Source organism: Pseudomonas sp. SJZ079, assembly GCF_007993865.1.
In the GTDB taxonomy this organism is placed as follows: domain Bacteria; phylum Pseudomonadota; class Gammaproteobacteria; order Pseudomonadales; family Pseudomonadaceae; genus Aquipseudomonas.
The window spans coordinates 39,227-53,315 of sequence record NZ_VIUH01000020.1 but is presented as its reverse complement, the minus strand read 5'-3'; the positions used below and the strand labels follow the sequence as shown (position 1 = coordinate 53,315).

Genomic DNA, 14,089 nt, shown 5'->3' with positions numbered 1-14,089 from the left:
GCAATAGACCGGTGATTATACGCGTAAGTCACATGGAGGCCGCGATGCTGGAAACTCAGGCATATCAATGTCCCTACTGCGGCGAGCCGGTCGAGGCAGTGCTCGATCTGTCCGCAGGCGATCAGCAGTACATCGAGGATTGCCCGGTGTGTTGCCGGCCGATCGTCTTCGATTTGCGCACCGACGGTGTCGAATGGACCCTGGATGTGCGCGGGGAGAACGACTGATGCAGCGTATCTATGAGCCACTGGACCTGATGGAAGGCGAGTTGCTGCTGACGATGCTGGCCAGTGAAGGCATCGAGGCCCATTTGAGCGGTCGGCATCTGGTTGGTGGCATCGGTGAGTTGCCGGTCTGCGGTTTGCTCGGGGTGATGGTCGAGGATCGGCAGGCCGATCGCGCGCAGCAGTTGATCGCCACGTACAATGTCGCGCAACCGCTACCCAGTGACGAGCCCGAGGATACTCAGGGCGTACTCATCTGTTGAGCCGCGGTATGTCGCCAACCTGCTATCGAGTTTGTCATGTGTGGACGTTATGCCCTGTTCCGTTGGACGCCCGCGTTCGCGGCGTTGCCTGGATTTCCCGCGGACCAGCAACCGCACTGGAGCATCGCACCGCATGCCCAGGTGCTGCTGCAGCGTAATCTCGACGGCGAGCGCCAGCTAGCGCGCGTGCGCTGGGGCTTGACCCCGCCATGGCTGACCGACCTGTCGAAAACCCCGGCCCAGGCCCGCGCGGAAACCCTGGCCGAGCAACCGATGTTCCGCGAGGCCTTCCGCCTGCGCCGCGGTCTATTGCCGGCCAACGGCTTCTACGAATGGCGCGGCACGACGCGCAAACGTCCCTATTGGCTGACCAGCGACGCTTCTCCTTTGTATTTTGCCGCACTGTGGGAAGCCTATCCCGTGGGCGGGCAGGTGTACCTCAGCGCCGCGGTGGTGACTCAGGCCGCGGCTAACCAGCGGCGTCCCCTGATTCTTGATGGCGCCGGGCAGGACGCCTGGTTGGCAGCGGATACGCCGTTGGACGAGTTGCGGGCTCTGTTGGCCAGACCGCAACCGGTCTTGCGCGAGCGGGTGCTGGCCAACCTGGTCAACGACCCCGCGCTGGATGGCCCGGAGTGCCTGACGCCTGCCTAGGTCTCTGGGGGTTGATCAGTCGCCGCTGATTTGCCTCGCTTAGCCGGCGCGGCAAGCTTGCCTGTGGCGTGGTGGTTGCCCGAGCGCGATGCGCCGCCGTAGCATACGAGGCTTATTCAGATGGAGACTCCGCATGAACCAGTCGTTGTCGTTAACCGCGCTGGCCGTGGCCTTGCTGCTGGCCGGATGCCAGGCCGTGAACACCACCAGCGGCGGTACTGTGGGCGTGGAACGCAAGCAATACATGTTCAGCATGCTGTCGACCGAAGAGGTCAATCAGATGTACGCGCAGTCCTACCAGCAGACGCTGGGGGAGGCGTCGAGCAAAGGCAAGCTGGATAAGAGCAGTACCAACGCCAAGCGTCTGCGTAACATCGCCGATCGCTTGATCAAGCAAGCGCCACTGTTTCGCCCCGACTCGGCGCAGTGGCGATGGGAAGTCAACCTGATCGACAGCCCCGAGTTGAACGCCAACTGCGGCCCCGGCGGCAAGATCATCTTCTACAGTGGGCTGATCGAGAAACTGCAGCTGAGCGATGATGAGATCGCCGCGGTGATGGGCCATGAGATCGCCCACGCGCTGCGCGAGCATAGCCGCGAAGCGATGTCCAAGGCCTACGGCATCGGTCTGGCCAAACAGGGGGCTGGCGCCTTGCTCGGCCTGGGTGAGGGTACTCTGGCAATAGCCGATGCCGCGGTAGAATACGGCATGACCCTGCCGAACAGCCGTGGTAACGAGAACGAAGCCGATGTGATTGGCCTGGAATTGGCCGCTCGCGCCGGTTACAACCCGAATGCGGCAGTCAGCCTGTGGCAGAAGATGGCCCAGGCCAGTGAAGGTGCGCCGCCGGAATTCATGAGCACGCACCCCTCGTCGAGTAGCCGGATTGCCTCCTTGCAGGCGACTATTCCGAAAGTCATGCCGCTGTATGAACAGGCTAAAGCTTCGCGCTGATAGCGCCGCCTCACTGAACCGCCCAGTGCTCGAGTGTGCAGTCGAGTGCTGGGCGTTCTGCTTTTTTCGCGCAAGGAGTCGCTGTGAAGATTGCCGTGCTCGGTGCTACCGGTCTGCTTGGCCACCATACGGCCCGCGCCATCAAGGCGGCGGGTCACCAGTTGCTGTTGATCCATCGACCCTCCTCGCGTATCGAGCGCCTCGGTTATCTCGACGCCGAGAGTCACGCCGCGGGTTTGTTCGACCAGACCGGGCTCAGCCGAGCGTTGCGGGGCGTCGACGGGGTGATCTTCTGCGCCGGCCATTATCCGACCCGGCCACGACGTTGGCAGGAAGAGGTGGCCAGCGCGCTGGATCAGACCAACCACTTCTATGCCGCCTGCCTGGCCGCCGAGGTGCCGCGCATTCTCTATGTTGGGGCGGCGATCGCTTTGCCGCGTCATCCGCAGGGTTTGCCGGGGCACGAAGGCTTGTTCTACGAAGGCATGCCGCGCTGGCGCAACCCTTATCTGCTGTGCAAGTGGGCGCTGGATGAGCAGGCCCGGGAGCAGGCGCGCAATGGCCTGCCGGTGGTGATCGGAATTCCCGGGATGACCCTGGGCGAGTTCGATGTCGGCCCCAGTACAGGGCGGTTGGTGACCGCCATCGCCAGCGGTGCCATGCGCCGTTATGTGCCGGGACCACGCAACTGGATAGACGCCGCAGAAGCGGGGCGCGGGTTGCTGCTGGCGCTGGAGAAGGGCCGTGCCGGCGAGCGTTATCTGCTCACCGGCGAAAATATCCAGTTGGCCGAGTTGACTGCGCGAATCGCCGAGCAGTTGGGTGTTGGTGCACCTAAGCCAATACTCTTGAGTCTGGCCAAGGGCGCGGCGCTAGTCGGGCGCTTGCGCTATCGCTTGAGCGGACGCTTGCCGCTGCTGGACGACACGGCGATTGCGGTGATGGCTGGCGGGCAGTTCCTCGACGGCAGCAAAGCGCGCCAGGAGTTGGGGTTTGTGGCCGAGCAATCACTGGATGTCACGTTGGCGCGGACGATCCAGTGGTTTCGCGAGAATGGCTATATCGCCGGGTAGAAGTTCGTTGCCCGCCTACGGCAGGGCTATTTCCGCGAACCGACGGGGCTCCAGGCCAAGCTGGGCGCGAAAGCTTTCCATGTCGAACATGGTGCAGAGCTCCTGAATCTCGTTGCGCGGGGTCAGCGTCCAGAAGGCCATCGCCGAAATGCTCATCACCTTGTCGCTTGGCGGATAACCCAGGGCGGGCTTCTCGATGGTGCCGATCAGGGTGCTCCAGGTGACCACCTTGTTGCCTTCGGCGATGCAATCCTCGATCACCACCTCGAGGTCCGGCATGGCGTCGCGGATGTCCTGCACCATCAGGGCGAATGCGGCACTGTTCAGCGGTCGACCGATAAATGAGCTCTTGTAGAGAAAGTCCTTGCTGTGCAGTTGTTCCACCAACGCCAGGCGGCCCTTGTTCCACGACAGGTCGATATGCTGGCGCACCAGCTTTTTGCGATCATCCAATGACATGAGGGTGTCTCCATGACTGCTGAGAAAATGAGCAAAAGCTTGCGCACTTTATCAGCAGTTTCGCTCTTATCACATGGGTCTAAGCGTCGATCTATGTGGTCGCTTTGGTCGTCAAGCAAGCCCGCTCAATTTCAAGGCCTGGTAGCCCGCATACAGCGCCAAGGCGGCAAAGGCGCTGGCCGCCAGGCGCCGGATCAGGGTCAGCGGCAGGCGCGCGGCGGCGAAATTGCCCGCCAACACCACCGGCACGTTGGCGATCAGCATGCCCAGCGTGGTGCCGATCACCACCCAGACCAACTGTGGGTACTGCGCGGCCAGCATCACCGTGGCGATTTGCGTCTTGTCGCCCATCTCGGCAATGAAAAAGGCGACCAGGGTGGTGAGAAATGGGCCGTAGCGCTTGAGTCGGGTGTTTTCGTCGTCGTCCAACTGGTCGGGAACCAGGGTCCATAGCGCCACCGCGACGAAACTGGCGGTGAGCATCCAGTTGAGGGTGGCGGGCGAAAACAAACCGGCCACCCAGTTACCGGCAGCCGCGGCGGCGAAGTGGTTGGCCAGGGTGGCCACCACAATGCCGCCGATGATCGGCCAGGGCCTACGAAAGCGCGCGGCCAGCAGCAGGGCAAGCAGTTGGGTCTTGTCGCCGATTTCGGCCAGCGCAACGATCAGGGTGGGGACGAACAGGGATTCCAGCATCAGGCTTCCTAACGGGGCGGGTCGAGATGGCCATGACAGATGACACGTACGACCTTCCCGCCCCGGGTGAGGTGTGCGTGTCATAGGTCTGGTCAAACCCTGTGCAGATTGTTGCTAACCAACGACTGGCGTTGGCAGCACATCTGCAGCCCGGTTAAGCGGGCCTTGGGTCGCACGCGCCATGGTCGGTTGACCAAGTATGTTGACGCGTGCCGGGCGAGCGACGGGCGCTCGCGGGAGACTACTCCCCTAGGACGGGCGCATTCTGCCTAAGCGCTCGGGCTTGAGCAAGCCTGCGCTCAGCCTTTGTGCGCCTGGTAGATGCGGAAACCCTTGGCTTCGGCCAGCGTCTGGCAGGGACCGAGGTGCTGTTCGATCAGCGGCGGGTATTTGAGGAAGCTGTTGGCCACCAGGCGTAATTGACCGTGGCGCTGCAGGTGCTCGGTGGCCTGGCGCAACAGGTTTTCCGTGGCCTGATAGTGGGTGTGCACGCCCTGGTGGAACGGCGGGTTACTCAGAATCGCGCTCAGCTCCGTGGGGGCGGCGGCAATTCCGTCGCCACTGATCACCTCGGCTTGCAGATGATTGGCGGCCAGGGTCAGGCGACTGCTGGCCGCGGCAAAGGCATCGACATCCAGCAGGGTTACCTGGCTATCCGGGTAGCGGCGTTTGAGTACCGCACCGAGCACCCCGGCACCGCAGCCGAAGTCCAGCAGGTGGCCAGTCGGCAGGTTATCCAGGTGCTCCAGGAGCAGGGCACTGCCGCTATCCAGACGACCATGGCTGAAGACCCCCGGCAGACTGACGATGGTCAGTGGGCCGTCGCTCAATTCCAGCGAATAACGTTGGGCCAGAGCCTCCAGGTCCGGTGTCGGCGGCGCCTGTTCCAGCCGTGCCCGCCAGAGCTGGCAGTGCCGCGCGCTGTCGAGTTTGCCTGTGCTGCCGAACGCCGCCAGTTGTTTGGCCGCGCGCTCGATACCGGCACGTTTTTCGCCGACCAGAAACAGCTCGCGGCCGTCCAGTTGTGCGGCCAGGGCGCTCAGCAGGTAATCGGTCAGCTCTCGGGATTTCGGCAGGAACAATACCGCCGCGTCGAACTGCACGGTGGGCGGGGTGACGCCAAAGTGACTGCGTCCGGCAAAGCGGCTGCTCAGTGCGGCCTGATCGCCAGCGTGCCAGCTCCAGCCATGGGCGTTGGGCAGGTGCCCGAGCAGATCGTCGGCGGGTAGGCCAGCCAGCAACAACGGGCCGGCGAACAGGTCGGCCTGGCGCAGCAACACTTCGCTTCGCGGGTCCATGAGTGCTCCTCGAAAAAAGGCGCGCAGCTTAGCCGACTACACGGCGCGGCGCACCGCCGAAGAACGCCTGGGCGTTCTCCATCAGTTGGCCGACGATCCGTTGCCGCGCCTCGCGGCTGCCCCAGGCGCTGTGCGGGGTGACAATCAGTCGTGGGATATCGCCGGCCAGCAAGGGGTTGCCGTTTATCGGCGGTTCCTGGGTCAGCACGTCGGTGGCGGCGCCGCCCAAATGGCCACGGCGCAGCGCGGCGGCCAGGGCCTGCTCGTTGACCAGACCGCCGCGCGCGGTGTTGATCAGGAAGGCGCCGGGTTTCATCAGGTTCAGCTCATCCTCGCCAATCAGATCCCGGGTGGCGTCGTTCAACGGGCAATGCAGGGTCAGGGCGTCGACCTGCGGTAGCAGTTCTTCCAGTGGCACGCGATCCGGGCGCGGTTGGCGTCCCGGCAACTGACCGAGCAGCACGCGCATGCCGAACGCCTCGGCCAGGCTGGCCACCGCGCCCCCCAGCTCGCCATGGCCCAGCAGGCCGAGGGTCTTGCCTTCCAGTTCGACGATGGGAAAGTCCAGCAGGCAAAATTGCTGCGCCTGCTGCCAGCGCCCGGCACGTACGGCAGCATGGTAGTCGGGCAGGCGGGTGGCCAGGGCGAGCAGCAGCATCAGAGTGTGTTGCGCCACCGACGGGGTGCCATAGCCTTGGCAATTGCAGACGGTCACGCCCTGTTCGCGAGCGGCGACGAGGTCGATATTGTTGGTGCCGGTGGCGGCAACCAGAACCAGTTTCAGCTCCGGGCAGGCGGCGAAGGTCTCGGCATCCAGCGGCACCTTGTTGCTGATCGCGACCTGCGCGCCTTGCAGGCGTTCGATGACCTGCTCGGACGTGCTCTGTCCATGCAGCCGCAGTTCGGCAAAACACTGCTTGAGCGGCATCAGATCGAGGTCGCCAAGGTCGAGCGAGCTGTGGTCGAGAAATACCGCAAGGCTACTATTACTCATCAGCTGTACCTTTCTTTACTGGGCTGGGTGGGCGTATGGTTGCGAGCCTAGCAGACCCACTTTATGCCACGGAGGTCCCGTGTACTGGACAGAGTTTTTTACTGTTGCGTTGATCCATTTGCTCGCTGTGGCCAGTCCCGGTCCGGACTTTGCCATCGTGGTGCGCGAAAGCGTGGGCTTCGGTCGGCGCGCCGGCATGTTTACCGCGTTGGGCGTCGGTGCCGGCATCTTCGTGCACGTGGCGTATTCGTTGCTCGGTATCGGCTTGATCGTGTCGCAGTCGATCGTGCTGTTCAATGCGCTGAAGTGGCTGGCGGCCGCTTACTTGCTGTATATCGGTATCCGCGCGTTGCGCGCCAAACCGGCTGATCCGGCGAGCGCCGAACTGAACCTGGCGGAGGGTGCACGCTCGTCACGCGCCGCGTTTGTCACGGGGTTCGTCACCAATGGCCTGAATCCCAAGGCAACCCTGTTTTTCCTGTCGCTGTTCACCGTGGTAATCAATCCACACACCCCTTTGATGATCCAGGCCGGTTACGGAGTCTATCTGGCGCTGGCAACGGCGCTGTGGTTTTGTCTGGTGGCGCTGCTGTTCAGTCAGCAACGGGTGCGCACCGGCTTTGCCCGACTCGGCCACTGGTTCGATCGGCTGATGGGCGGTGTACTGATCGCACTCGGTATCAAGCTGGCATTCAGCGAATTGCGTTGAGCCTGCGCTGTAAATGAAAAAGCCCCGCACACCTGGCGGGGCTTTTCGTATCGGCTGGGTTTACAGCAACTCGATCGCCACTGCGGTGGCCTCTCCGCCGCCGATGCACAGCGCGGCGATGCCGCGTTTGCCGCCGGTATTCTGCAGGGCGTTGATCAGGGTGAGGATGATTCGTGAACCGGTCGACCCGACTGGATGGCCCTGGGCGCAGGCGCCACCATAGATATTGACCTTGGCGTGATCGAGGTTGTGTTCGCGCATGGCCAACATGGTGACCATGGCAAAGGCCTCGTTGATCTCGAACAGATCCACCTGGTTCTTGTCCCAGCCGGTTTTCTGCAGCAGGTTGCTGATGGCGCCAACTGGGGCGAGGGTGAACTCGCTCGGGTCCTGGCTCTGGGTGGCATGGCCGACGATCTTGGCCAGTGGTGTGAGGCCGCGCTTGCTAGCCTCTTCGGCAGTCATCAAGACCAGCGCGGAGGCGCCATCGGAGATCGAACTGGCGTTGGCGGCGGTGATGCTGCCGTCTTTGCGGAACGCCGGTTTCAGGCTGGGAATTTTCTCCAGGTTGGCGTTCAGTGGCTGTTCATCGTCCTTTACCAGTACCTCGCCCTTGCGGGTGGTGACACTGATCGGGACGATCTCGGCGGCCAGCGACCCTGCGGCGATCGCTGCCTGGGCACGCTTCAGCGACTCGATGGCGTAGGCGTCCATGGCTTCGCGGCTGATGCCGTATTGATCCGCAGTTTCCTGGGCGAACGAGCCCATCAGGCGGCCGCTGCGGGCATCTTCCAGGCCGTCGAGGAACATGTGGTCCTTGATTTCGCCGTGCCCCATGCGCAGGCCCGTACGGGCTTTTTCGATGAGGTAGGGTGCGTTGGACATGCTTTCCATGCCGCCGGCGACCATTACCGAGTTAGTCCCGGCCTTGAGCAGGTCGTGAGCCAGCATCACCGCTTTCATCCCCGAACCGCAGAGCTTGTTGATCGTGGTGCAACCGGTCGCACTGGGCAGGCCGGCGTTCAATGCAGCCTGGCGCGCCGGACCTTGCTTGAGGCCGGCAGGCAATACGCAACCCATGATCACTTCCTGCACATCGGCAGCTTGAATGCCGGCGCGGCGGACGGCTTCGCGGATCGCGGCGGCGCCCAGCTCGACGGCCGGTACGCTGGCCAGGCTGCCTTGAAAGCCACCCATCGGGGTGCGGGCGCCGTTAACGATGACGATATCGGGCATTGCAGTTACCTCTATAAATGTTATGGCTCAACATGTAGCCAGTCATGACCAGCTGCTTGCCTGATTCTATCGCGTGACTCTAAGCGGCCAAAGAGTCACTCCGCAAATCATTCTTTTGACTGATTTTTAGGTCAGGCAAGCGCTCTAGAGTGCCAGTTAACAATGAACCTCAAGACTGCAGACAGGTGCCCAATGTTGCCAACTCGAATCATTCCGCCAACGACCAATGCCCACCCATATCCCTTGCTGATCAAGAGCCTGCTGCTGTCTGGTGGGCGTTATGAAAAAACCCGCGAGATCGTCTACCGCGATCGCGTTCGCTACAGCTATGCGACCTTCAATGAGCGGGTGGCGCGATTGGCCAACGTATTGTCGAACGCGGGCGTCAAGGCGGGAGACACCGTGGCGGTGATGGATTGGGATAGTCATCGTTACCTCGAATGCATGTTCGCCATTCCCATGCTCGGCGCGGTGCTGCACACCATCAATATCCGCCTGTCGCCAGAGCAGATCCTCTACACCATGAACCATGCCGAAGATAAGTTCGTGCTGGTCAACAGCGAGTTCGTGCCGCTGTATAACGGCATCGCCAGCCAACTGACCACGGTCGAGAAAACCCTGCTGCTGACCGATGGCGAGGAGAAGGGCGCGGATCTGCCAGCGCTGATCGGCGAGTATGAGCAACTGCTGGCAGCCGCCGGTCCGTCTTATGAGTTCGCCGACTTCGATGAGAATTCGGTGGCCACCACCTTCTACACCACCGGCACCACGGGTAACCCCAAGGGCGTCTATTTCACCCATCGGCAACTGGTGCTGCACACCCTGTCCATGGCCACCACCATGGGTAGCCTGGACAGCATCCGCTTGCTCGGCAGTGACGACGTGTATATGCCGATCACCCCCATGTTCCACGTGCACGCCTGGGGCGTGCCTTATGTCGCGACCATGCTGGGGGTCAAGCAGGTGTATCCGGGGCGTTACGAGCCCGAGATGTTGTGCCAGCTGATCGAGCAGGAGAAGGTCAGCTTCTCCCACTGCGTGCCGACCATTTTGCAAATGTTGATGAACACCCCCAGTGCCCAAGGTCATGATTTCGGCGGCATGAAGATGATCATCGGCGGCAGTGCGCTGAATCGCACGCTGTACGACGCCGCCAAGGCGCGTGGTATTCAGCTGACCGCGGCTTACGGCATGTCGGAAACCTGCCCGCTGATTTCCTGCGCTTACCTCAACGAGGAACTGCTTGCGGGGAGCGAGGACGAGCGCATCACCTACCGCATCAAGGCCGGTGTACCGGTGCCGCTGGTCGAGGCGGCGATCATGGGTGCCGATGGCAAGATCCTGCCGGCAGATGGCGAGGCACAGGGCGAACTGGTCTTGCGCGCGCCCTGGTTGACGCAGGGCTACTTCCGCGAGCCGGAAAAAGGCCAAGAGCTCTGGGAGCATGGCTGGATGCATACCGGCGACGTGGCCACCATCGATGGTATGGGCTTTATCGACATTCGCGACCGCATCAAGGACGTGATCAAGACCGGCGGCGAGTGGATTTCGTCATTGGAACTGGAGGACTTGATCAGTCGGCATCCGGCTGTACGTGAGGTAGCAGTGGTCGGCGTGGTGGATCCGCAGTGGGGTGAGCGGCCATTTGCCTTGTTGGTCTTGCACGAAAATCAAGGGTTGGATGCGAAGGGACTCAAGGAGCATCTCAAGCCCTACGTCGAACAGGGTCACATCAATAAGTGGGCAATCCCCACGCAGATCGCCCTTGTTACTGAAATTCCCAAGACCAGTGTCGGCAAGCTGGATAAGAAACGTATTCGCGTGGATATCGCCCAGTGGCAAGCAGCTGGCAGTGCGTTTCTGTCCACGCTGTAGGCCCCGGCCGTAGCACCTCGCAAAAGTGACTACTCAGTCAAACAAGCGTTTGGCTTGCTAATTGCTGTTTTCCAGCCATTCTTGGCTTGTCATGGATCGGACTAGTCCGCCGAAACCGGCGAGCCAGAGTGCCTGGGGGCTGCAAATCACACTTTCGAGGGATCAAGCAGTACTACTCCCTGGCTATAGTCCGCACCATTCATAACAAAAAGCACATGGAGTAGCGTCGATGACTACAAGCAACCAATCGTTCTGGCGCCTGGCGAAACTGCCACTGGCCGTTAGCCTCGCATCCACTCTCGCTGCACCGGCATTCGGCGTGACCTTCAATATCGGTGAGATCGAAGGTCAGTTCGACTCCGCGCTGTCCGTGGGGGCCAGCTGGTCGGTGCGCGGGGCGGATCCAGACCTGATCGGCAGAGTGAATGGCGGCACAGCCGCTTCTTCCACCAGTGACGACAACCGTCTGAATTTCAAGAAAGGCGAGACCTTCTCGAAGATTTTCAAGGGTATTCATGACCTCGAATTGAAGTACGGCGATACCGGTGTGTTCGTGCGTGGTAAGTACTGGTACGACTTCGAGCTGAAGGACGAAGAGCGCCTGTTCAAGGACATCGACGACCACAATCGTAAGGAAGCGGCCCAGTCTTCCGGCGCGCAAATTCTCGATGCTTTCGTCTACCACAACTATGCCATCGGTGACATGCCTGGCTCGGTGCGCTTGGGTAAGCAGGTCGTCAGCTGGGGTGAGAGCACCTTCATCCAGAATTCGATCAACTCGATCAACCCTATTGATGCCGCTGCCTTCCGCCGTCCCGGTGCGGAGATCAAGGAAGGTCTGATCCCGGTCAATATGTTCTACGTATCGCAGAGCCTGACCGACAGCCTATCCATGGAGGCGTTCTACCAGCTTGAGTGGGACCAGACGGTTGCCGACAACTGCGGCACCTTCTTCGCGACCTCCGATGTAGTTGCAGATGGCTGCGATAGGAATTTGACTGCTATTGCTACTAGTCCGGCTCAGGTCGCGGCCATTCGGGCACTGCAGCCGATTGTTGCTGCCACCGGGGCTAGTTTTGGTGTTGAAGACGAGGGCGTGGTCATCCCTCGCGGCGGCGACCGCGATGCCCGCGACAGCGGCCAATATGGTCTCGCTCTGCGTTGGCTCGGCGAGAATACCGAGTACGGCGCCTACTTTATGAACTACCACAGCCGTACCCCGTTCTTTAATACCCAAACCGCAGACGCCGCGACCCTCGGAGGCTTGGCGCCTTCGGTACCCAATTTGACGAATCCTGCCACTTCGGCAGGTGCGTTGTGTTCCGCACTTGGAGGCTTCCCTGCTTGTGCTGGCAATCCTGCTTTCGCTCCAACGTTAACCGGCTTGGCTCCCGTCGTCGCTCTGGGTAACGGCGAATACTTCCTAAGTTATCCGGAAGATATCCAGCTGTACGGTTTGAGTTTTTCCACCGTATTACCGACTGGTACCTCATGGGCTGGTGAAGTCAGCTATCGTCCGAATGCTCCTATCCAGATCAACAGCACCGCGCTTAACACTGCTCTGCTCAATCCACTCACTGGCGGTGCAGCTGCCCCAACAATTCAAACTACCCCGGGCGCCGAAAACCAAGGTTATCGTCGCAAAGAGCTGACTCAGGTACAAACCACCCTGACTCATTTCTTCGACCGGGTGTTGGGTGCTAGTCGCCTGACCGTAGTCGGAGAAGTCGGCGCCGCCCACGTAGGTGGCCTGGAACATACCGCAGACCTGCAATACGGTCGTGACGCCATCTATGGGGCCTACAGCCCAACCAATAACGATGGTTTTGTCACTACTACCTCTTGGGGCTACCGTGCCAGGGCGATCCTGGAGTACCCGTCGGTCATTGCCGGTATCAACCTGAAGCCCAGCGTGTCCTGGTCACATGATGTGGATGGCTACGGCCCCAATGGGCTGTTTAACGAAGGCTCCAAGGCTGTCAGCCTCGGTTTGAATGCCGAGTACCAGAACACTTACACGGCGGATCTGTCCTACACCGATTTCTTCGGTGGCGACTTCAATACTGCAATCGACCGTGACTTCGTTGCGCTCAGCTTCGGCGTGAACTTCTAAGCGGCCAGGAATCTTGAGGAAGACTATGTACATGAAAACAACAAAGAGTCTGTTGCAAACCGGCGCCCTGACCCTGTCGCTGCTGGCTTGCAGTGTCATGGCGGCAGTCTCGCCAGATGAAGCTGCCAAGCTGGGAACCACTTTGACGCCGGTCGGTGCCGAGATGGCGGGTAATGCCGACGGCTCTATCCCGGCCTGGACCGGCGGTCTGCCGACCAACGCAGGCGCTGTCGATGGCGCAGGCTTCCTGGCGGACCCGTTCGCCAGTGAGCAGCCACTGTTCACCATCACCGCGCAGAACATGGATCAGTACAAGGACAAGCTGACCCCCGGCCAGCAGGCGATGCTCAAGCGTTATCCGGACAGCTACAAGATCCCGGTGTACCCGACCCATCGTTCGGCCACTCTGCCGGATGATGTATTGGCGGCGACCAAGAACAACGCGGTCAACACCAAGCTGGTAGAGGGTGGCAACGGTCTGCAGAACTTCGACCAAGCCAACCCCTTCCCAATTCCGAAGGATGGCCTGGAAGCGATCTGGAACCACATCACCCGCTACCGTGGCGGCAGCGTACGGCGCCTGGTGACCCAGGCCACTCCGCAGGCCAATGGTTCCTACAGCATGGTGTACTTCCAGGACGAGTTCACCTTCCGCGCCAACTTGACCGACTACCAGCCGGGCAAGGAAAGCAACGTGCTGTTCTACTTCAAGCAACGTGTCACCGCGCCGTCGCGTCTGGCCGGTAACGTACTGCTGGTGCATGAGACCCTGAACCAGGTGAAGGAACCACGCCTGGCCTGGCTGTACAACGCCGGTCAACGCCGTGTACGCCGTGCGCCGCAGGTGTCCTATGACGGTCCGGGTACTGCAGCCGATGGTCTGCGTACCTCGGACAACTTCGACCTGTACAACGGCTCGCCGGACCGCTACGAGTGGAAGCTCAATGGCAAGAAGGAGATCTACATCCCCTACAACGCCTACAAGCTGGATTCGCCGAAGCTGAAGTATGACGAGGTGATCAAGGCCGGCCATATCAACCAGGACTTGACCCGTTACGAGCTGCACCGGGTATGGCACGTGACCGGAACCCTGAAGTCCGGCGAGCGCCACATCTATGCCAAGCGTGACTTCTACCTCGATGAAGATACTTGGCAAGCTGCCGAGGTCGATCACTACGATGGTCGCGGTACGCTGTGGCGCGTGGCTGAAGCACACGCTCAGTACTACTACGACAAGAAAGTACCTTGGTACACCTTGGAAACGCTGTATGACCTGTTGTCCGGTCGTTATCTGGCACTGGGCATGAAGAACGAAGAGAAACAGGCCTACGATTTCACCTACAAGGCCTCTGCCTCGGACTACACTCCGGCGGCTCTGCGTCAAGCTGGCGTGCGCTAACCTCGCACTCGGTGGCATACGAGCCGGCCTTAGGGCCGGCTTTTTTTGTTCTGGATTCGAGTCGCGGGCTTGGTCAGCGAAGACCTGCAGGGGTCGCCGCTGGGGAGTGAGTTGTCCCTTAGAGAGTGCAACGAATTGTTA

Annotated in this window: 14 protein-coding genes and 1 riboswitch; of the genes, 9 read left to right on the top strand and 5 right to left on the bottom strand. The window is 61.1% G+C overall.

All coding sequences use genetic code 11. The features are described 5' to 3' along the window. Window positions 1–44: 44 nt before the first annotated feature. The 5 genes from FBY03_RS17085 to FBY03_RS17065 all read left to right on the top strand — a co-directional run bounded on the left by FBY03_RS17085 (window position 45) and on the right by FBY03_RS17065 (window position 3,169). Entirely contained in the window at window positions 45–227 is a 183-nt protein-coding gene (locus tag FBY03_RS17085; RefSeq protein ID WP_147173564.1) for a CPXCG motif-containing cysteine-rich protein, read from the top strand. Continuing rightward, window positions 227–487: a putative signal transducing protein gene (locus tag FBY03_RS17080; RefSeq protein ID WP_147173563.1), complete on the top strand. Its 261-nt coding sequence runs from the start codon at window positions 227–229 to the stop codon at window positions 485–487. The genes FBY03_RS17085 and FBY03_RS17080 overlap by 1 nt, the downstream gene beginning before the upstream one ends. A 36-nt stretch (window positions 488–523) precedes the next feature. Next, window positions 524–1,141 carry an SOS response-associated peptidase gene (locus FBY03_RS17075; RefSeq protein ID WP_147173562.1) on the top strand — a complete coding sequence of 206 codons (618 nt, stop codon included), beginning with the start codon at window positions 524–526 and terminating at the stop codon, window positions 1,139–1,141. A 133-nt stretch (window positions 1,142–1,274) separates the two neighbouring features. Then, complete coding sequence (locus tag FBY03_RS17070) at window positions 1,275–2,096, top strand: M48 family metallopeptidase (RefSeq protein WP_147173561.1); 822 nt, start codon at window positions 1,275–1,277, stop codon at window positions 2,094–2,096. A gap of 83 nt (window positions 2,097–2,179) precedes the next feature. Continuing rightward, complete coding sequence (locus FBY03_RS17065; protein ID WP_147173560.1) at window positions 2,180–3,169, top strand: NAD-dependent epimerase/dehydratase family protein; 990 nt, start codon at window positions 2,180–2,182, stop codon at window positions 3,167–3,169. A 15-nt stretch (window positions 3,170–3,184) separates the two neighbouring features. On the opposite strand, the gene FBY03_RS17060 is transcribed toward FBY03_RS17065, so the two are convergent. The 4 genes from FBY03_RS17060 to FBY03_RS17045 form a co-directional block, all read right to left on the bottom strand. Continuing rightward, window positions 3,185–3,628 carry a ketosteroid isomerase-related protein gene (locus FBY03_RS17060; RefSeq protein WP_147173559.1) on the bottom strand — a complete coding sequence of 148 codons (444 nt, stop codon included), beginning with the start codon at window positions 3,626–3,628 and terminating at the stop codon, window positions 3,185–3,187. A gap of 111 nt (window positions 3,629–3,739) precedes the next feature. Then, on the bottom strand, window positions 3,740–4,321 hold the full coding sequence (locus tag FBY03_RS17055) for a TMEM165/GDT1 family protein (protein ID WP_178090687.1): 582 nt from the start codon (window positions 4,319–4,321) through the stop codon (window positions 3,740–3,742). A 119-nt stretch (window positions 4,322–4,440) separates the two neighbouring features. Next, window positions 4,441–4,586: riboswitch (yybP-ykoY riboswitch) on the bottom strand. A gap of 37 nt (window positions 4,587–4,623) precedes the next feature. After that, on the bottom strand, window positions 4,624–5,622 hold the full coding sequence (locus tag FBY03_RS17050) for a class I SAM-dependent methyltransferase (RefSeq protein WP_147173557.1): 999 nt from the start codon (window positions 5,620–5,622) through the stop codon (window positions 4,624–4,626). A gap of 28 nt (window positions 5,623–5,650) precedes the next feature. After that, complete coding sequence (locus FBY03_RS17045) at window positions 5,651–6,616, bottom strand: 2-hydroxyacid dehydrogenase (protein WP_147173556.1); 966 nt, start codon at window positions 6,614–6,616, stop codon at window positions 5,651–5,653. A gap of 79 nt (window positions 6,617–6,695) precedes the next feature. Here FBY03_RS17045 and FBY03_RS17040 point away from each other — a divergent pair, with 79 nt between their 5' ends. Next, window positions 6,696–7,325 carry a LysE family translocator gene (locus FBY03_RS17040; protein WP_147173555.1) on the top strand — a complete coding sequence of 210 codons (630 nt, stop codon included), beginning with the start codon at window positions 6,696–6,698 and terminating at the stop codon, window positions 7,323–7,325. A 60-nt stretch (window positions 7,326–7,385) separates the two neighbouring features. On the opposite strand, the gene FBY03_RS17035 is transcribed toward FBY03_RS17040, so the two are convergent. Continuing rightward, window positions 7,386–8,561: an acetyl-CoA C-acyltransferase gene (locus FBY03_RS17035; protein WP_147173554.1), complete on the bottom strand. Its 1,176-nt coding sequence runs from the start codon at window positions 8,559–8,561 to the stop codon at window positions 7,386–7,388. Window positions 8,562–8,753: 192 nt separating this feature from the next. On the opposite strand from FBY03_RS17035, the gene FBY03_RS17030 reads away from it, so the two are divergent. From FBY03_RS17030 to FBY03_RS17020, 3 genes are all read left to right on the top strand, one after another. Then, the gene (locus FBY03_RS17030) at window positions 8,754–10,436 is read left to right on the top strand and encodes a fatty acid--CoA ligase (RefSeq protein ID WP_147173553.1); all 1,683 of its coding nucleotides are present in this window, start codon (window positions 8,754–8,756) and stop codon (window positions 10,434–10,436) included. A 229-nt stretch (window positions 10,437–10,665) separates the two neighbouring features. Then, window positions 10,666–12,549: a DUF1302 domain-containing protein gene (locus FBY03_RS17025; protein ID WP_147173552.1), complete on the top strand. Its 1,884-nt coding sequence runs from the start codon at window positions 10,666–10,668 to the stop codon at window positions 12,547–12,549. A gap of 31 nt (window positions 12,550–12,580) precedes the next feature. Continuing rightward, entirely contained in the window at window positions 12,581–13,948 is a 1,368-nt protein-coding gene (locus FBY03_RS17020; protein WP_147173551.1) for a DUF1329 domain-containing protein, read from the top strand. The last annotated feature ends 141 nt before the right edge of the window (window positions 13,949–14,089 follow it).